Origin of the sequence: Burkholderia sp. HMSC10F09 (assembly GCF_001806955.1) — a bacterium.
Lineage (GTDB): Bacteria > Pseudomonadota > Gammaproteobacteria > Burkholderiales > Burkholderiaceae > Burkholderia > Burkholderia multivorans.
This window is the reverse complement of the sequence record NZ_KV786699.1, coordinates 15,225-33,578: the sequence shown is the minus strand read 5'-3', so window position 1 is coordinate 33,578 and position 18,354 is coordinate 15,225. Positions and strand designations below refer to the sequence as shown.

14 protein-coding genes and 1 pseudogene are annotated in these 18,354 nt (G+C 68.0%); 1 reads left to right on the top strand and 14 read right to left on the bottom strand.

Annotated elements, in window-relative coordinates; genetic code table 11:
- The first annotated feature begins 267 nt into the window (after window positions 1-267).
- Window positions 268-735, top strand: a complete 468-nt coding sequence (locus tag HMPREF3115_RS13540; protein WP_053298521.1) for an OsmC family protein — start codon at window positions 268-270, stop codon at window positions 733-735.
- Window positions 736-802: 67 nt separating this feature from the next.
- Here HMPREF3115_RS13540 and otsA read toward each other — a convergent pair whose 3' ends face one another.
- The 14 genes and pseudogenes from otsA to HMPREF3115_RS13465 all read right to left on the bottom strand — a co-directional run bounded on the left by otsA (window position 803) and on the right by HMPREF3115_RS13465 (window position 18,242).
- The gene (gene otsA / locus HMPREF3115_RS13535) at window positions 803-2,203 is read right to left on the bottom strand and encodes an alpha,alpha-trehalose-phosphate synthase (UDP-forming) (protein ID WP_070554739.1); all 1,401 of its coding nucleotides are present in this window, start codon (window positions 2,201-2,203) and stop codon (window positions 803-805) included.
- 268 nt (window positions 2,204-2,471) lie between these two features.
- Window positions 2,472-4,106: a methyl-accepting chemotaxis protein gene (locus HMPREF3115_RS13530; RefSeq protein ID WP_006403490.1), complete on the bottom strand. Its 1,635-nt coding sequence runs from the start codon at window positions 4,104-4,106 to the stop codon at window positions 2,472-2,474.
- Between the two features lie 340 nt (window positions 4,107-4,446).
- Window positions 4,447-6,540, bottom strand: coding sequence for a TonB-dependent receptor (locus tag HMPREF3115_RS13525; RefSeq protein ID WP_175835543.1), 2,094 nt, complete (start codon window positions 6,538-6,540; stop codon window positions 4,447-4,449).
- A gap of 404 nt (window positions 6,541-6,944) precedes the next feature.
- Window positions 6,945-8,390 carry a sialidase family protein gene (locus tag HMPREF3115_RS13520; RefSeq protein ID WP_065496509.1) on the bottom strand — a complete coding sequence of 482 codons (1,446 nt, stop codon included), beginning with the start codon at window positions 8,388-8,390 and terminating at the stop codon, window positions 6,945-6,947.
- Window positions 8,391-8,874: 484 nt separating this feature from the next.
- Window positions 8,875-9,813, bottom strand: coding sequence for an ABC transporter substrate-binding protein (locus HMPREF3115_RS13515; RefSeq protein WP_070554735.1), 939 nt, complete (start codon window positions 9,811-9,813; stop codon window positions 8,875-8,877).
- Between the two features lie 41 nt (window positions 9,814-9,854).
- Window positions 9,855-11,636: an amino acid ABC transporter permease/ATP-binding protein gene (locus tag HMPREF3115_RS33005; RefSeq protein WP_083302212.1), complete on the bottom strand. Its 1,782-nt coding sequence runs from the start codon at window positions 11,634-11,636 to the stop codon at window positions 9,855-9,857.
- A gap of 84 nt (window positions 11,637-11,720) precedes the next feature.
- A complete protein-coding gene (locus HMPREF3115_RS13500) occupies window positions 11,721-13,073 on the bottom strand; it encodes an LLM class flavin-dependent oxidoreductase (RefSeq protein ID WP_053298523.1) in 1,353 nt (450 codons plus the stop codon).
- Window positions 13,070-14,131, bottom strand: coding sequence for an LLM class flavin-dependent oxidoreductase (locus HMPREF3115_RS13495; RefSeq protein ID WP_053298524.1), 1,062 nt, complete (start codon window positions 14,129-14,131; stop codon window positions 13,070-13,072). Before HMPREF3115_RS13495 ends, HMPREF3115_RS13500 begins: the two co-directional genes overlap by 4 nt.
- 31 nt (window positions 14,132-14,162) lie before the next feature.
- On the bottom strand, window positions 14,163-15,104 hold the full coding sequence (locus HMPREF3115_RS13490; protein ID WP_069221063.1) for an ABC transporter substrate-binding protein: 942 nt from the start codon (window positions 15,102-15,104) through the stop codon (window positions 14,163-14,165).
- 64 nt (window positions 15,105-15,168) lie between these two features.
- On the bottom strand, window positions 15,169-15,729 hold the full coding sequence (locus tag HMPREF3115_RS13485) for a GNAT family N-acetyltransferase (RefSeq protein WP_069221064.1): 561 nt from the start codon (window positions 15,727-15,729) through the stop codon (window positions 15,169-15,171).
- Between the two features lie 288 nt (window positions 15,730-16,017).
- Complete coding sequence (locus HMPREF3115_RS13480) at window positions 16,018-16,419, bottom strand: type II toxin-antitoxin system MqsA family antitoxin (RefSeq protein WP_006403504.1); 402 nt, start codon at window positions 16,417-16,419, stop codon at window positions 16,018-16,020.
- Between the two features lies 1 nt (window position 16,420).
- Window positions 16,421-16,715 (bottom strand): annotated as a pseudogene (locus HMPREF3115_RS13475) (type II toxin-antitoxin system MqsR family toxin).
- A 119-nt stretch (window positions 16,716-16,834) separates the two neighbouring features.
- Entirely contained in the window at window positions 16,835-17,869 is a 1,035-nt protein-coding gene (locus HMPREF3115_RS13470; protein ID WP_070554732.1) for a succinylglutamate desuccinylase/aspartoacylase family protein, read from the bottom strand.
- 100 nt (window positions 17,870-17,969) lie between these two features.
- Entirely contained in the window at window positions 17,970-18,242 is a 273-nt protein-coding gene (locus tag HMPREF3115_RS13465) for a hypothetical protein (protein ID WP_070554730.1), read from the bottom strand.
- Between the last annotated feature and the right edge of the window lie 112 nt (window positions 18,243-18,354).

Sequence of the window (18,354 nt, the reverse complement as noted above, 5' to 3'; positions counted from 1 at the left end):
CGGCGCCGGCGATGCGGGTGCCGCGACGCTCGGCCCGGCGCGGGCGCCGGAACGCGCGTCGGCAGTCGAGCGCGAGTTCGTCGCGTACGGGCCGCCGCGCGAGCCCGATCGCTGAAGAAGGCGTTCGCCTTCGAGGCGGCCGCCCGTCGCCGGTCGCCGCCGGCTGCGCGCGCGTCGCCGCATACGGTTCGCCCGTCGCGCAAGCGATGCCCGCGGCGCCGCGACGCACCGGTCTTCCTGTCCTTCCTTGCCTTAGACGGAGTCGCCATGAGCGAGGCGCACGTATCGATCGATGTCGCGCAGCGCGCGCGATTCAGCTTCGAAGTGACGTTTGCCGGCACGACGCTGGCGCCGGTCGTGACCGACGAGCCGCCGCCGCTCGGCGAAGGCCGCGGACCGAACCCCGTCCGGCTGCTGGCGGCGTCCGTCGCGAGCTGTCTCGCGGCGAGCCTCCTGTTCGCGCTCGAGCGGCAGCGCGTCGATCCGCAGCCGGTCGGCGCGCACGTCGACGTCGACATGGTTCAGGACGACGCGGGCGCCGTGCGCGTCGGCGCGATGGCGGTGCGCCTCTCGGTCGGCCGCACGTGGGCCGAACTCGCGACCTCGGCGCAGGCGCTCGAGCGCTTCGATGCGTATTGCGTGGTGACCGAAAGCGTGCGGGCCGGCATTCCGATCTCGATCGACGTGCGCGACGCGAACGGCGCGTTGCTGGTCAGCGAACAGACGGGGACTTAAAGCCGCGACGCCGCGATGCGGCGAGCGATTGGACGCAGACGAAGCGGGCCCGTCGACGCGCGACGCGCTACGTCGCATCCGCGACTTCGGCCGCTTCCGCGAGCGCTTCGAGAAAGCGCTTGCGCCACCACTGCACGTCGGTGCGCCGCAACGTCGCCATCAGCGCGGCATGACGCTGACGGCGCTCGTCGAGCGGCATCGCGAGCGCGCGCTGGATCGCCTGCGCGGTGCCTTGCGTGTCGTACGGATTCACGAGCAGCGCTTCCTTCAGCTGCTCGGCCGCACCGGCGAAGCGCGACAGCACGAGTACGCCGGGATCGGCTTCGTCCTGCGCGGCGAGGAATTCCTTCGCGACGAGATTCATCCCGTCGCGCAGCGGCGTCACGAGCGCGACGCGGCTCGCGCGATAGAGTCCCGGCAGCCGCTTGCGCGCGACCGTGCGATGGATGTAGCGCATCGGCATCCATTCGAGCTCGCCGTAGTCGCCGTTGATCGCGCCGCACAGACTGTCCATTTCGCGGCGCAGATCGTCGTATGCGCCGAGATCCTCGCGGCTCGGTGCCGCGATCTGGATCAGCGTCGCGCGATTGCGGTTCTCCGGATATTGTTCGAGCAATTGCCGAAACGCATGCACGCGCTGCGGCAGTCCCTTCGTGTAGTCGAGCCGGTCGACGCCGACGAGCAGTTGTCGGCGCGAATACTCGTCGCGCATCCGCTCGAACATGTCGATGCCGTCGCGATCGTCGGCGAGCGCCGCGAATTCGTCGACGTTGATGCCGATCGGAAACGCGCCGGCCGACAGCGTGCGGCCGAAGGCGCGCAGCCGGCCGTCCGCGAGGCGCGCGGCGCCGGCTTCCGCTTCGACGTAATGCTCGAAGTGGAGCAGGTCGGCCTCGGTCTGGAAGCCGACGAGGTCGTACGCGAACAGCGAGCGCATCAGCCATTCGTGCTCCGGGATCGCAGCCATGATCGGCGGCGGCGGCACCGGGATGTGCAGGAAGAAGCCGATCGGATTCGTGCAGCCCATCGCGCGCAATTCGGCCGCGAGCGGAATCAGCTGATAGTCGTGAACCCACACGACGTCGTCGGGCCGCAGCAGCGTGCGCAGCCGACGCGCGAACAGCTGGTTCACGCGCCGGTAGCCGTCGGCGAAACGGCGATCGAACTGCGCGAGATCGAGCCGGTAATGGAACACCGGCCACAGCACGTTGTTCGAGTAGCCGAGGTAGTACGCGTCGTAATCCTGTGGATCGAGATCGATCGTCGCGAGCTGAATGCCGCCGACGTTCTGGATCTGCACGTCGTCGCCGTGTGCAGGCTGCGCGTCGGTGCTGCGTAGCTTGCCGCTCCAGCCGAACCAGACGCCGCCCGTTTCCTGCAGGCTGTCTTTCACGGCGACGGCGAGACCGCCGGCCGCGGCTTTACGGGGATCTGCAATGCGATTCGATACGACGACGAGACGGCTCACCAGCTCTCCTGACGGTTGTTGAGGGAAAGGTCGTGCGGCCGGGCGCGCAGCGGATGCCGCCAAGGTCGCGACGCGCGCGACGGGACCGCAGTACGATCGGACCGGAGCCAGGGGCACGCGGCTCGCAGCCCGAACGAGGAGTGCTTTTTTAGGATACTCGCCAATCGTCCGTTTTAAAAGTCTGCATCCATACGCGTACGCCGCGCCCATGCGCCGTGCGGCGTACGATGCAGGCGCGGGACCGGAATTTGCTCGCCGGCGTGCAGCGTTATGCAGCGGCCGTCTGCCAGCGAGACGCGGCGTGCGGCGGCGTGCTGCCGTCGCTCGCTTGCGCAGGCGCGCCGGCCGGCATCCGGAACGCGGCGACCGTCTGCGACAGTTCGCGTCCCTGTGCGTCGAGCGATTTCGACGCAGCGGCCGCCTGTTCGACGAGGGCCGCGTTCTGCTGCGTCGTCTGATCCATCTGCGTGATCGTCAGATTCACCTGTTCGATGCCGCGGCTCTGTTCGGCCGACGCCGCCGCGATCTCGCCCATGATGTCGGTCACGCGCGCGACCGCCTGCGTGACGTCGGCCATGGTCCTGCCGGCTTCGTCGGCGAGCGCCGAGCCGTCACGGATCGTCTGTACCGACGCGCCGATCAGCGCCTTGATCTCCTTCGCCGCGGTGGACGACCGCTGCGCCAGGCTGCGCACTTCGCTCGCGACGACCGCGAAGCCGCGCCCCTGTTCGCCGGCACGCGCGGCTTCGACGGCCGCATTCAGCGCAAGGATATTGGTCTGGAACGCGATGCCTTCGATGATGCCGGTGATGTCCGCGATCTTCGACGAGCTGTCGCCGATCTCCGTCATCGTGTCGACCACGCGGCCGACCACCGCGCTGCCGCGCTGCGCGACGTCGGACGCGTTCGCGGCGAGTGCGCTCGCCTGCTGCGCGTTCTCCGCGTTGAGCCGTACCGTCGACGTGAATTCCTCCATCGTCGCGGCCGTCTCCTGCAGCGACGCCGCCTGCTCCTCGGTGCGTTGGCTCAGATCGAGGTTGCCGGCCGCGATCTCGCCGACGGCGTGCGCGATGCTATTGGACGAGTCGCGCACGCGGCCGACGATGTCGATCAGTCGTGCGTTCATCGTGCGGAGCGCATCGAGCAGGTCGCGCGTCTCGTCGTTGCCCGTTACGGCGATGCGACTGCCGAGATCGCCCTGCGCAACGGTGCGCGCGACGTCGACCGCGACCGCGATCGGCGCGGTGATCCGGCGCGTGATCCACAGGCCGCCGCCGATCGCGAGCAGCAGCGAGCCGATGCAGATGCCGGCGAGCAGGTTGCGTTCGCGCACGTAGCGATCGCCGAACGATTCCGCGATCGCATGTTCGCGTTCGCGCGTATAGGTTGCGTACGCATCGGTCGCCCGCACGAGCTGCGCGAGCAGCGGCCGGCAGCGATCGTCGATGTCGGCGGCCGCCTCGTCCTTCCTGCCGGCCTGCGCGAGCGACACGATGTTCAGCGCGACGGGCCCGTAGCTGCGCTCGATGCGCGCGATGGCGGCCACCAGTTCGCGCGCGCGATCGGTCGTATCGTGCGCATTCGCGATCAGCGCCTGCAGTTTCGCGATGCGATCCTGCACGTCCTTGTGCGCGCGCTGCACGTCGGCGAGTTCGAGTTCGACGTCGGACGGCTTCGTCACGAGCACGAGATTGCGCGCGGCGATCGCGCGCCGGTCGACGGCCTCGCGAATCTGCTCGGACAATTGCGCGCGTGCGCTGATGCCGTTCATGTAGCGGAAGAATTCGTCGTTGGCGTTGGACAGCGCATTGAGCGCCATCGCGGACACGATGACGACGATGGCGGCGAGCATGCCGAAGCCGCCGAGCAGCTTTGCCTGGATGGTTATTCTGGTGATTTTCACAATGGCCCTCTTGCGCGGATGGGGAAACGGAATTCGGCCGTGACAGGCCGATGCCGCATTTAACGGGTATTCGCAGCCATTTCTTTACCCGTCGAAACCCTGATTTTTATTTCTATTAATTCAACCGCGATTCGGCAACGCCGTGCTGCAACGCCAATTCATGCGCCGAGAGGCAATCACCGGCGATTCATTCGTTTCATATCCGGATAATGAAACCGGCTTCGTTGCATTTGGTAAAACCGGTATTCGTCATTGAACGATCGGCCGTTCCGATTCGCTCGATCGACGAATGACCGGTATTGCAGTGTCGATATGATGCGAATCGGAACGGCGAGTGCAATCAGAACGTCGTGCGCAATCCGGCCATCACGCTGCGTCCGCCTTGCGGTGCGAAACCGCGCACCACCGAGGTCGCGTAGCGGATGTCCTGGTTCGTCAGGTTGTCGCCGCGCAGATACGCGAGCCAGTGCGTCGCGCCGACGCGGAACTTGTACGTCAGCACCACGCCGAGCGAGGTATAGCCGGCGGTCGGTTCATCGTCGGCGGGCACGCGATGCTGCGACCACGCGTGCGTGAGCTGCGCGCGTGCGCCGAAGGGGCCGTAGCCGTAGTCGGCCGCGAGCGTCGCGCGCAGCGGTGCGATGCGCGGCAGCGGCTCGCCGGTGTCGACGTTGCGCGCATGCGTATAGTCGGCCGTCAGCTCGAGGTCGACCGTATGGCCGCTGTGTGCATAGACGCGATACTTGCCGTCCAGCTCGATGCCGTAGAACTCCGCGCGCACGCCGCGATAGACGGCCTCGGCGAGCGCGTCGTCGGTGCCGCGCGGGACCGGCTCGCCGTCGCTGTCGACGATGCGTCCGGTCGCGTATTCGGCCAGATAGTTCGAAAAGCGGTTGTAGAACACGCCGACACTGCCGCGATTCGGTCCGCTCGCATAGCGCAGCGACAGATCGGTCGACACGGCCTTTTCCTTCGACGCGTTCGGATTGCCGATCAGGAACTGCCCGGTCGCATCGTGCGGACCGTTCGAATAGAGCTCGTAGAACGTCGGCGCGCGTTCGGTGTAAGCGACGTTGGCGGCGATCGACCAGGTGGGTGTCAGTGAAAACAGCGCGCCGGCCGACACGCTGCCTGCGTTGAACGTGCGCGATTGCGCGCCCGCGAATTTCTCGACGCCGGCCGGATCGGGATCCACGTTCACATGCTCGATGCGTCCGCCGAGGCTCAGCTTCAGCGCCGGATCGACCTGCCATTCCTCGAGGCCGAACAGCGCGACGCTATTGGTGCGCGTCGACGGAACCAGCGTTTCGTCGCCGAGCGCGGAGAACGTGTTGCCGCCGAACTGCACGCCGATCGCGCCTTCGAGCGGCCCGATCTTGCGGTGCCGCGCCTCGAGGCGCGCCTCGTAGCCGCGATTGCGGAACGTCGTCGCGGTTTCGCCGTTGTCGACTTCCTTGTGGCGGTAATCGGTGTACGCGAAGTCGAATTTCAGCGTCGAAAACGGCCCGGGCAGATTGCGCGCCTCCGACGCGAAGGCGAGACGCTCCTGCCGCATGCGCAGCCGCACGTCGTCTTCGGCGACCGATCCGTAGTTCGATTCGTAGCCGCTGTACGACAGGCCCGCGAACCCGTCGGCCCACGTGTACGACGCGCCGACCGCGCCGCCGTGCACGCGGCCGTCGCTGTTCGGCACGCTGCCGACCGGCTGCGGCGTGTCGGGGCCGTCGAGCGCGCGTTGCGTATCGCTGCGCGCATAGCCGGGAATCCGCAGCTTGCCGGTTTCGCGATCGAATGCATCGACGTGGAACGCGAAGCGGCCGTTGCCGCCTTCGACCTGCGCGGCGCCCGCGCGCGTGGCGTTCGCGCCGCCGTAGCGGACGTCGAGCGCACCGGTCGGGCCATCGATCGCCTCGCGCGGGATCCGGTTGTCGATCGTGTTCACGACGCCGCCGATCGCGTTGCCGCCGTACAGCAGCGCCGCCGGGCCGCGCACGATCTCGACGCGCTCGATCGACAGCGGGTCTTCCGGCACGGCGTGGTCGTACGACAGCGACGACGCATCGTAGGCAGCCACGCCGTTCTGCAGCAGCCGGATCCGGTCGCCGTCCATGCCGCGCACGATCGGGCGGCCGACCATCGGCCCATACGTGGTGGTCGATACGCCGGGCAGGCCGTTCAGCGTTTCGCCAAGCGAATCGGCCTGGCGGCGCAGCAGCGCATCGCCCGACAGCTGCGCGGTGGGCGCGATCAGCTCGGCGTCGCCGAGCGGATTCGCGGTGACGAAAATCGGCGCGAGCGGCGCGCCGTTCGAGGACGGCGACGTAGCGATTGCGGACGTGTCGGTTTGCGCATGGGCAAGGGCGGCGAGCGCCATCAGCGAAACGGGCGAGAGTGGGCGGAGCGGAAGACGTGGAAGACGTGGGAGGTCGCGCATGGTCGATGAGTCGGTTGAAGTCTGTCGGAATCGGATCGGGGGCAAGCCCGGCGCGCCTCGAATCGGTTTCATATCGATACGATATATTGTTGCGTCTGCGGCGCGCAGCGACCCGCTGGAACATCGCTCGATTCGGCCGCCACGCCGGTCAGGCGGGCATCGGACGATCGAGATCGTGAATGATACGTTATATCATTTCGGGCTCCAAGCCGACCGAACGGACAACGGCCGACGCCGCCGCGCGATGCACGGCGAGCAGATAGCGGAGGAGATGGGGAAGGCGGGGAAGGCGGGGAACGCGGGCGGCGGCCGCGTCGGGAACCGAGCGGCCGCGCATGGTCGAATGCAGCACGGCCGCCGCGCGACGGCCTGCATCGCGGCGGCGGCGCGGCGCGTACGCCGGCTTACGGCGCGAAGAACACGTCGGTGCGGTTCGTCAAATTGCCCGAATTCGTCTGCACGAACAGCGGATGGAACGACGACGACGGCAGCACGTCGAGCCCCTGATAGTCGCCGATGAAGAACCCTTCCGCGTACGGCGCGAGCATCATGTCGAACGGCCCGCCGACACGGCGTTCGTCGACGAACGTCACACCGCCGTCATGCGACACCTTGCGCCAGAAGCCGGTCGGCAGCGTCGTCGTGTTGCCGGCCTGCAGGTCGCGGAAATCGTAGTACGTGACCATCACGGTGCCCGCATTGTCGACGCGCACCGACGGGTTGAACGCCGGGCGCCCGGTCGGCGTGTTGACCTGCAGCGGCGCGCTCCAGGTCGCGCCGCCGTCTTTCGACGTCGACAGCGCGATCTCGTCGTACTGGCCGCCGTTGAAGCGGCTGTCCTGCCACACGACGTACAGCTGCCCCGACGCCGAATCGATCGCCGGCTCCGGAATGATGTCGCCGGTCCGCACGGGCGCGCCGGTGTTCGGATCGGTGACGCCGACCGTCTGCAGTCCCGCGATCACTTGCGGCTTGCTCCACGTGGCGCCGTCGTCGGTCGACTTCACGAACGCGACCTTGCCGGCCGCCTTGCTGAACGGCGGCTGGATTAGGTCGAAGAAGTCGTACAGCGTGCCCGTCTTCGGATCGACGACGATCTGGTTGCCGATCGTCTGCTGACGCGATGCAACGGTGACGATCACCTTCGCGGGGCTCCACGTGCGGCCGCCGTCGATCGTCTTCGAGAAGAACGTCGGCCCGCGATACGCGGCCGTATGCAGGTTCGCGTACGGATTGCCGTTGGGCAGTTCGAGCCGGTCCCACACCGCATAGGCGGTGCCGGCCTTCACCGGGTTCGCGGTCACCGATTCCTTGTCGTTGAAGAACTGCGTGGTCGGTTCGTCGTTCGCGATCAGCACGGCCGGGCTGCTCCACGTCTGCCCGCCGTCCGTCGATACCGACGCGGCCACCGCGTTGCTGTTGTTCGACTGGTTGAACGAGATCGACACCGAGTACGCGGTGCCGTCCGGCCCGAACGAGACCCACGGATCGGACGCGCGCTCGTACTTGAGTCCGCCGGGCGCACACGCGCTGAACGGCTGCGGCGTGCGCGCCCACGTCGCGCCGCCATCGAACGTGTAGCCCGCGACGAGCCCGTGCGCGCCGCCGTTCGACCAGCGGTCCTGCTGCCATACGCCGATCATGTTCAACGGATTCGCGGGGTTCACCGAGAGCCAGGGTTCGACTTCGGCGTTCACGTAGTTGGTACCGGGGCCGCCGATCGTGCACGCCGCGAACGGACTCGGTCCCGATACGACGACCGGTTCCGCGTGCGCCGCGGCGGCGGCCGCGCAGGCAAGCGCGGCGGACAGACGGGTGACGAGCGAGTGAGGCACGGTGATGCGTCGCATGGACTGCTCCTCATTGACGTGCGGCCGCGACGGCGCGGCCCGACCGATCGACGACGCGACGCGCGTGCGCAGGCAGCGGATGCCGCGCAGCGGATCGCCTCGTATCGTTCGGGGAAACCGTTTCAGCCATCGAAAGCCGCGTACGCTGGATACCGCCAGCGCGTCGGTCGAGACACCTTTTCGTTTTCTTTGCCATCGGCCCGTCGTGCGATACCGACCGCCGTCGAAGCCCGTGCAGACATCCGACGCATGCGTCGAAGTGGTTGCAATGTAGGCGATCCGCGCGCGGCGCGAGAGGCGATTTTTGTAACAGCGCATGCGCCGGCAAGCGTTGCCGGATACGCTGCGCACGCACGCGCAAAACTTACCGCGGCGGACGTCGAACACGCGATGAAATGGAATGAAGAACGCGAATCGGAATCGCTTCCGGTTGCGATGAAACGCGCGCGGCGCATCGATGCGTGCGCACGCATCGATGCTCGGTTCAGTACGACGGCAGTCCCGGCGGATTGGTTTCGGCACGCGCGATCGCTTCGCTTTGCAGCCCCCATCGCGCAAGCGCCTGTCCGTAGCGGCCGTTCGCGATCAGCGTGTTGGTCGCGAGCGTCAGCGCGGGTGCAAGCCCGCTGCCGCGACGCGTCGCGATCGCGACGTCCGCATTCGCCGGCCAGCCCGCATTGACGACGCCGACGCGCCGGATCTTGCCCGTGCGCGCGGCTTCGTAGGCGAGCGATGCGTTCGGATTCAGCTCGGCGTCCGCACGGCCCGACAGCAGCGCGACGCGCGCGGCCGCATCGTCGTCGAAGTACAGCAACTCGGTCGCCTTCAGGCCATGCGCGACGTTGCGCCGGCTCCATTCGAGCAGGATGTGCTCCTGGCTCGTGCCCGCGCCGGTGATGATGCGCAGCCCGGCGACGTCCTTCGGTTCGGCGATGGCGCGGATCGGGCTGTCGGTACGCACGTAGAAGCCGTGCAGCCCGAGCCGGTACGTCGTGAAGTCGTACTTCTCCTTGCGCTTTTCGGTCACGCCGACGTTGGAAATCACCGCATCGTATTTCCCCGACGTGAGGCCGAGCGGCCAGTCGGCCCACGCGACGGGCACCAGCACCAGCGTGCGGCCGAGCGCGTCGGCGACGAGCTGCGCATAGTCGGGATCGGCACCGACGACCGTACGCGCATCGGTCGCATAGGTCGACACGGGCGGCGCATGCGGCGAAATCGCGACCGTGAACGCGCCGTCTCGCACCCATCGGTAGGCACTTGCCGCGCGGATCGCGGCGTCGTCGCGCGGCGCACGCACGCGGCCGGCCTGGCGCGGGTCGAGATCCGCGGTCGCGGCGGCCGCGTACGCCGTGCGCCACGGCGCGCAGCCGGATGCCGCGGCCAGTGCGGCGGCGATGAACTGTCGTCGGTCGATCGTCATGTCGTCGGGTTCGATAGCGAATGCGTCGCGCGCCGCAGGCGTTACAGCACGTGCGACAGGAACGCGCGCGTGCGCGGATGCGCGGGCGCGTCGAGCACGACCGCCGGCGGTCCCGCTTCGACGATGCGTCCGCGTTCCATGAACAGCACGTTGTCGGCGACTTCGCGCGCGAAGCCGATTTCGTGCGTGACGATCACGAGCGTCGTGCCGGAGCGCGCAAGTTCCTTGATCACGTCGAGCACTTCGTTGACGAGTTCCGGATCGAGCGCGGACGTCGGCTCGTCGAACAGCAGCACCTTCGGTCGCAGCGCGAGCGCCCGCGCGATCGCGACGCGTTGCTGCTGGCCGCCCGACAACTGGCGCGGATACGCGTCGGCCTTGTCGGCGAGGCCGACACGCGCGAGCAACGCGCGCGCGGTCCGTTCCGCCGCCTCGCGCGTCGCGGTGCCGAGCGCGAGTGGCGCTTCGATCAGATTCTCGAGCACCGTCAGATGCGGGAACAGGTTGAAGGTCTGGAACACCATCCCGACCCCGCTGCGACGCTTCAGCACGTCGCGCTCCTTCAGTTCGTGCAGCACGTCGCCGTCGCGGCGATAGCCGATCAGTTCGCCGTCGATGTCGATGATGCCGTCGTCGACGCGTTCGAGATGATTGATCGTGCGCAGCAGCGTCGACTTGCCCGAGCCGGACGGCCCGACGATCACGGTCACGCTGCCGCGCGGCGCGACGAACGACACGTCGTCGAGCACGCGCTGCGTGCCGAAGCGTTTCGACACGCGATGCACGGTCACTTCGCCGCCGACTTGCGGCACGACCGCGTCGTCGCGGGCGCCGGCGGCCGGCATGTCGCGTCGCGCGACGACGCGCCGCCACAGCGCGCCCGCGCGTGCGAGCACGAACGTCAGCGCCGACGGCGGCGGGTTGCGCAGCGCGCCGCGCGCGTAGTGGCGCTCGACCTGCACCTGGATCGCCGACAGCACGGTCAGGATGATCAGATACCAGACCGTCGCGACCATCAGCAGCGGAATCACTTCGAGATTGCGGCGATAGATGACCTGCACCGTGTAGAACAGCTCGGGCATCGCGAGCACGTACACCATCGACGTGCCTTTCGCGAGCACGATCAGATCGTTGAACGCGGTCGGCAGGATCGCACGCATCGCCTGCGGCAGCACGATGCGCGCGGTCTGCCGGCCGTGCGGCAGGCCGAGTGCGGCGGCCGCTTCGAGCTGCCCCTGATCGACCGAGAGAATGCCGCCGCGGATCACTTCCGCCGAAAACGCCGCGTGATTCAGTGTGAGACCGAGCACGGCCGCCGCGAACGGACTGATCAGATCCGTCGTCGGCGCGTCGAACCATACGATGTCGGTGAACGGCACGCCGAGCCGCACGTGCTCGTACAGGTAGCCGAGGTTGTTCAGGATCAGCAGCAGCACGATCAGCGGGATCGAGCGGAACAGCCAGACGAACGCCCATGCGCTGGCCGATAGCAGCCGGGAGCGCGACAGCCGCGCAAAGGCGACCAATGCGCCGAGCGCGAACCCGAACACGGCGCCGAGCAGCGTCAGCACGAGCGTGCGTGCCAGGCCGGACAGCACGGGCGGCGACAGGAACCATTCGGCGAACACCGGCCAGCCCCATTGCGGGTTCGTCAGGATCGAGTGCAGCGCGAGCGCGATCAACGCGACCGCGAGCGCGGTGCCCGCGAGGCTCGAGCGGTGGCGCGCGGGCACGATGCGCACGCGCGCGCCGGCGCCGGTGTCGCGCGGCGCGCTGGAAGGCAGCGGCGGCACGGCGCCGCCGAGATGGGTCGTATCGCTCATGTCGATGCAGGGTCCTCGAATGGGTCGTCGAATCGGTACGTCGGCTGCTCGGCGCGCACGACGGCGTGCGACGCATGCGGCGTACTAGGCATGCGCTTCATCGGCCGGCGCGCGCGTCGCATCGGGCGATGCGTAGCGGCTCGCCTTGCGCGGCAGGCCGAGGTGATCGCGCAGCGTGCTGCCCGGCAGCTCGCGCCGATAGCGGCCGCGCGCTTCGAGCGCCGGAATCACGAGTTCGACGAAATCGTCGACGCCTTGCGCCTGCACCGGAAAGCCGAGAATGAAACCGTCGGCCGCGCCCGCGTCGAACCAGCGGATCAGTTCGTCGGCGACGTGCTCGGCGGTGCCGATGAAGTTCGGGCGCGGCGTCGCGACGGCGAGCGCGGTTTCGCGCAGCGTCAGCCCGTGCCGTTTCGCGTCGGCCTTGATCCGGTCGGTCGTCGAACGGAAGCTGTTGCGGCCGATGTCGCCGAGCTCGGGGAACGGCGCGTCGAGCGCGTATTGCGTGAAGTCGTGGTGGTCGAAATAGCGGCCGAGATAGGCGAGCGCGTCGTCGATCGTCAACAGATCGCGGATCGCGCGGTATTTGTCTTCGGCTTCGGCGGCGGTGCGCCCGACGATCGGCCCGATACCGGGGAAGATCTTCACGTCGTCGGGCCGACGGCCGTGGTCGATCGCGCTCTGCTTCACGCGCCGCGAAAAGGCCGCGGTTTCGTCGAGCGACGGCGAATGCGTGAATACCGCGTCCGCGTACTTGCCGGCGAGCGCGATGCCGTCGTCGGACGAGCCGGCCTGAAAGATCACCGGCTGCCCCTGGCGCGAGCGCTGAATGTTCAGCGGTCCGGCGACCTGGAAGAAGCGGCCGCGATGATCGAGCGTATGCAGCTTCGTGCGATCGAAGAAGCGCCCGGTCTCACGATCGCGCACGAATGCGTCGTCGTCCCAGCTGTCCCACAGGCCCTGCACGACGCTCAGGAATTCGTCGGCGATCTCGTAGCGCAGCGCGTGATCGGGATGCGTCTTGCCGAAGTTCTTCGCGGTGCCTTCGAGCGGCGTCGTCACGACGTTCCAGCCGGCGCGGCCGCCGCTGATCGCGTCGAGCGACGCGAGCTGGCGCGCGACCGTGAACGGCTCGCTGTACGACGTCGAGATCGTGCCGGCAAGCCCGATCTTCGTCGTCGCGGCCGCGAGCGCGGACAGCAGCGTCAGCGGCTCGAAGCGATTCAGGAAGTGCGGGATCGACTTGTCGTTGATGTAGAGGCCGTCCGCGACGAACGCGAACGCGATCCCGGCCGCCTCGGCCTTGCGCGCGATGCCGATCGCGAAATCGACGTTGATGCTCGCATCCGGCGGGTTGCTCGGATGCCGCCATGCGTTCATGTGGCTGCCTGCGCCTTGCAGCATCAGGCCGAAGGGAATCGGGCGTGGAGTCGTCATGGGTGTGGCGTGTCGCGGTCGAGGGAAGGGGCGCCGTGCGTCGCGGCGCGTGCGATGTGCGCGGGCGTGGTCGTCTGCACGCCGCCGAGCCATTCGACCGACGCGAGTCGCGCCGCATGGTCGGCGGTCGGCGCATCGATCACGAACTCGTCGACGCCGAGCCGCCGGCTCAGCGCGTCGAGCGCGCGATGCACGCGCTCGGGCGTATCGGCGAGCACGGCGGGGCGCAGTTCGTCGATGCGGTAGTCGGACGCGCCGCTTTGCCGCGCGAATTCGGCGGCCGCCTGCGCGCTCGCGAGGTTGAAGCTCTGACCGCTCGCGAGCCGCAGCCGGAAGATCTTCAGCGACCCGGTCAGCCGCTCGGCCGCATCGCGCGTCTCGGCCGCGACCGCGTACAGCGCGACGAGCGGCTTCGTGCCGCCTGCGCTTCGGTAGGCCTCGAGCGAGCGTTCGAGGTTCGCCTCGTCGCCGTTGAAATGGCCGGCATAGCAGAAGCGCCAGCCGCGGCGTGCGGCGAGCGCGCCGCTGTCCGGCGATCCGCCGAGCAGGATGCGCTGCGGCGGCTGCGGCGGTTCGGGCAGCGCGATCGCGCCCGCGAGTGCGTGATCCTCGTCGACGCCCCAGCCGAGAAACGCGTCGAGCGCGGCGAGCTGGCCCGCGAAGTCGGGTTTCGCGGCCTTGTCGTGATACCACTGCAGCGCGCGCGTGGTCAGCGGCAGTCCGCCCGGCGCCTTGCCGATGCCGAGATCGACGCGGCCGGGCGCGAGGGCCGCGAGCAGCCGGAACGTCTCGGCGACCTTGAACGGACTGTAGTGCTGCAGCATCACGCCGCCCGAACCGACGCGGATGCGCGACGTCTGCGCGAGCAGGTGGGCGACGACGATCTCCGGTGCCGAGCTCGCGAAGCCCGGCGCGCCGTGATGCTCGGCGACCCAGAACCGCGCGTAGCCGAGCTGCTCGGCGCGCCGCGCGAGCGTCGTCGTGAAGCGCAGCGCGTCGGCGGCGCTGCCGCCGTCGGCGATCGGGCTTTTGTCGAGCAGCGAAAGCGAATAGGACATGGTGAACGACGTGCGTGAAAGGAGGCGGCGCTCAGCTCTTCGGCAGGCCGGGCGGATTCGTGCGCGACGTGTCGATCGCTTCGGACGCGAGGTTCCAGCGATCGAGGATCTGCGCGTAGCGGCCGTTCGCGATCAGCGTATTCAGTGCGGCCGTCAGCGGCTGCGCGAGCCCGCTGCCCTTGCGCGTCGCGATCGCGATGTCGGCCGTGCGCGGCCAGCCGCCGCTGATCGCACCGACGAGCCGCGTCTTGCCCTGCTGCGCGCTCTGATACGCGAGCACCGAATTCACGCTGAAGACCGCGTCCGCGCGACCGGACTGCACGGCGACGATCCGCATCGCGTGATCGTCGTAGTACTGCACCTGCACGGGCTTGAGCCCGTGCGCGACGTTGTCGCGATCCCACGCGAGCAGGATCTTTTCCTGATTGGTGCCGGCGTCGGTCACGATGCGCAGCCCGGCGACGTCCTTCGGTTCGCGGATCGCCCGGATCGCGCTGTCGTTGCGCACGTAGAAGCCGAGCTGATCCTTGCGGTACGTCGAGAAATCGAACTTCTGCTTGCGTTCCTCGGTGACGGTCACGTTCGAGATCACGGCGTCGACCTTGCCCGATTCGAGCGCGAGCGGCCAGTCGGCCCACGCGAGCGCGACGATCTTCAGCCGGCGTCCGAGCGTGTCGGCGACGAGCTGGCCGACGTCCGCATCGAAGCCGACGACCGTGCGCGCGTCCGTCGCATACGTACTGATCGGCGGCAGGCTCGGCGCGATGCCGATCGTCAGCGTGTCGGGTTCGGCGAACCGGAATGACGCGGGCACCGCGCGCTCGACCGCCGGATCGGCGACGCCGCGCGGACGGCCGCGCTGCTCGGGGCTCAGGTCGAACGTGGCGGCCGCGGCGGCGAAGGCCGTCAGGCCCAGGAGCGCGGCAGCGAGGGTGACGATGGCGCGCGAAGCGCGGCGAACGCGGTATGGCATGAAGACGTCCTGTCGTTGTCGTGGAAAGCGGGGAATGCGATGCGCGTCTGGACCGCGCCGACCGTCAGCGCGGCAGGGCCGCTTCGGGCGCGGGCGCCCACAGATCGGCGAGCGTCGAGGTGCGCGACGGATCGACGAGATCCTTGCCGAAGCGCAGATGGAAAAGCACTTCGGGATCGATCGATGCATCGAACAGACGCGCATAACCCGCGCGGTCGTACAGCGCCCACGCTTCGGGCTGACGAAAGCCGGTCGTCAGATACACGCGGCGATAGCCTTGTCGGCGCGCGCGCTGCTCGAGCGCGTCGACGATGCGGCGCGCGAGCCCTTGGCGGCGCAGGTCGGCGCGCGTCCAGATGCGTTTGAGTTCGGCCGTCTGTGCGTCGTAGCGCTTGAATGCGCCGCCGCCGATCGTCTCGCCGTTGCGCAGCAGCAGCACGAACGCGCCTTCGGGCGGCGCGAACAGCTCGGCCGGATAGCGTGCGAGTTCTTCGCGCGCGGACGCGCGGCTGTCGGGTCGGTACGCGTCGTAGCGCGTGGCGTATTCGTCGATCAGCGCGTCGATCAGCGGCTGGGCACGCACGTCGAGCGGGGTCGTGTCGATGATGCGGTCGGTCGTGGCCATGGGCATCGCGAAAGGCGCGCGATGCGGACGCGGCAGGCACGCGGGCCGGCCATTTCGTTCGTTATCGCGACGCGGTTGTCGTGAGGGCGGCAGCCGCTGTGCGCGGTGCGATGCATTGGGCGGGCCGCCGCCGTTTCGGATACGTTAGCGGGGCGGCGCGCGAAGACGAACGAAGCAATTTCGATAAGGATTTCGCGGGAAGCGTCAGAAGGCTTGCAGCGAAAGCGGGGGGATGAGGCGCGAAAGTGCGCGTGCGCGGCGGATCATCGATGCACGCGCGCAGGCCGTTTATGCCGCACGCACTTCGTCGAGCAGATCGGGATGACGGTCGAGAATCTTCAGCAGCTTCACGAGCGCCAGCGGTGGATTGGTCTTGCCGGTCTCGTAGCGGGAAAACGCGTTGACGCCGCCGCCGAAAATCTCGGCCGCCTCGCGCTGATCGAGCTTCAGCTTCTTGCGTACCGTCGCAATGAACTTCGGATCGACGAGTGTCGCGTTCACCTGCCGGTTGAACGCCGACACCGCTTCGCCGAAACGGGTCGCCTCGTCGACGTCGAGCACCGACTCGCCGCACGCGGGGCAAAACTCGCCGGTGATGTGCGGGATCACGGTCGATTCGCCCTTGTAGGTGTACGGGATGTCGCGCGTGTCGCGGACCAGCGTGGCAGCACCGCATGCAGGACATTTCATTTCATCGCTCCTTGAAAGACACGATCAGCACATCGTCGACGACGGTCAGTTTCAGGTACACGTCGCCGCGCATCGTGCAAGGCCGGTAGACGTCCTGCCAGATCGTGTGGTCGGCGTAGGTCGTCATGCTCTTGTGGAATTCGAACGGTGTCAGCGCCCTCACCACGTCGATGGTTTCCGCTTCGGTGAAGCCCATCTGGCGGGCGCCGATGACGGCGCTTGCGGTCAGGCGGACCTTGCCGGCTTCGATCAGCGCCTTGACGCGGCAGCTTGCAGTGCGGCGTTCGCTTTTCCATAGGTATCCATGCGCGAGTGTAACCAAGTAGGTTAATTTGTCAAGTTGGTTAATGGCGCACCCGTGCCGTCCGCCATACAGGGCAGACAGCACGGGAAAAGGAGAGGTCCGGAACCGGCCCTATCGGCCGATGCTCGGCGGGTCGGTGGGTTTCGCGAGCTGAAACAGGCAGTCGCCGCGCTGCACTTGCGCGGGCACGCGCTTGCAGACGACTTCGCCGTCGCCCTTGAACCGATGCAGCACGGGCTCACGCAGCGGCGTATCGGGGAAGTGGACCCAGGCGGCCGGCTGCCCGGCCGTCACGCGGTCGCCAAGTTCGACGAGCGGTTCGTAGAGCCCGCGTTCGTAGGCGTAGACGAAATGCCGGTCGCCGTCGACCCGCAAAAAGCGCGTGACGGTCGGCGGCGCATCGGGCACGAGCTTGCCGTGCAGCAGGCCGATATAGCCGAGATAGTGCAGCAGCCCGTGACGGCCGAGCCGGATCAGCGACGGATCCGCCATGCCGGCGCCGCCGAGTTCGGTGACGATCGAGATTGCGCCTTGCCGGCGCGCGGCCGACGCCGAATGCACGGGGTTCGGCCCATGCAGCAGCGCGTTCGGAAGCCCGAACGCGACGAGCAGCCCGTGGAGCTTCGCGGCCTCGTCCGCGTCGAGCGGATCGATCGCGAGCATGTTGCCGCCGCTATACAGCAGCGAGCTGCCGCCCGAATGCAGGTCGACGAGGTATTGCGCGCGCGACAGCAGCGCGTGCTCGATGTAATGCGCGATCATCTGCGTCGGCGTGCCGGCCGGATCGCCGGGAAAGCTGCGGTTCAGGTTGCCGTTGTCGAGCGGCGACACGCGCAGCCCCGCATCGGCGGCCGGAAAGTTCGCCATCGGCAGCAGGATCAGCTGGCCGCTAATCATGTCGGGCTCGATCTCGCGCATCAGCTGCGACACGATGATCTGCCCTTCATATTCGTCGCCGTGATTGCCGGCCATCACGAGCGCGACAGGGCCGTCGCCGTTGCGGATCGACGCGATCGGAATCGGCAGCCAGCCGTATGCCGAGCGATGCACGGAATGCGGAAGACGCAGATAGCCGGCCTGCTTGCCGGGCGCGTCGAGATCGATTTCGGAGTGGATGGGATTGCGGAACGGGGAGGAGGCGGTCATGGCAACGTCGTGCGATGGACGGGATCTGCCATCTTATCGGGAAACGGCCGCGGCGCGACGCGCGCGAGCCGCGTGTCGCGCGCGCGCGGACTTGCGTGCGCTACCGCCCCGACGTTTCAGCTTCGATACGACCTTCTTCCCACAGCGCCCAGAACCGGCTGCCCGCACGATACGGATTCGCGCGGCCGGCCGCGTAGTCGGCGACGCCTTGCCGATACGCGCCGTACAGCGTCAGCGGCGGATTGTCGACGCAGCAGGCTTCCCGAGCGGGCGTGCGGCGTCCGGACACGAGGCGGCGGATCAGCGATGCGCCGTCGATCACGTCGAGTTCGTCGATCGTTTTGCGGCGGCTCATCACTTCGACGGTATTCATGGCAGCACTCTCCGGCAGTCTGTTTCCCGTGATGAAGCAATAACGGTGCCAGAGATAAAATGCGGCGCACTGCGCCGATCGTGCAGCCTTCTGCACGTAACGTCGCGGCGTA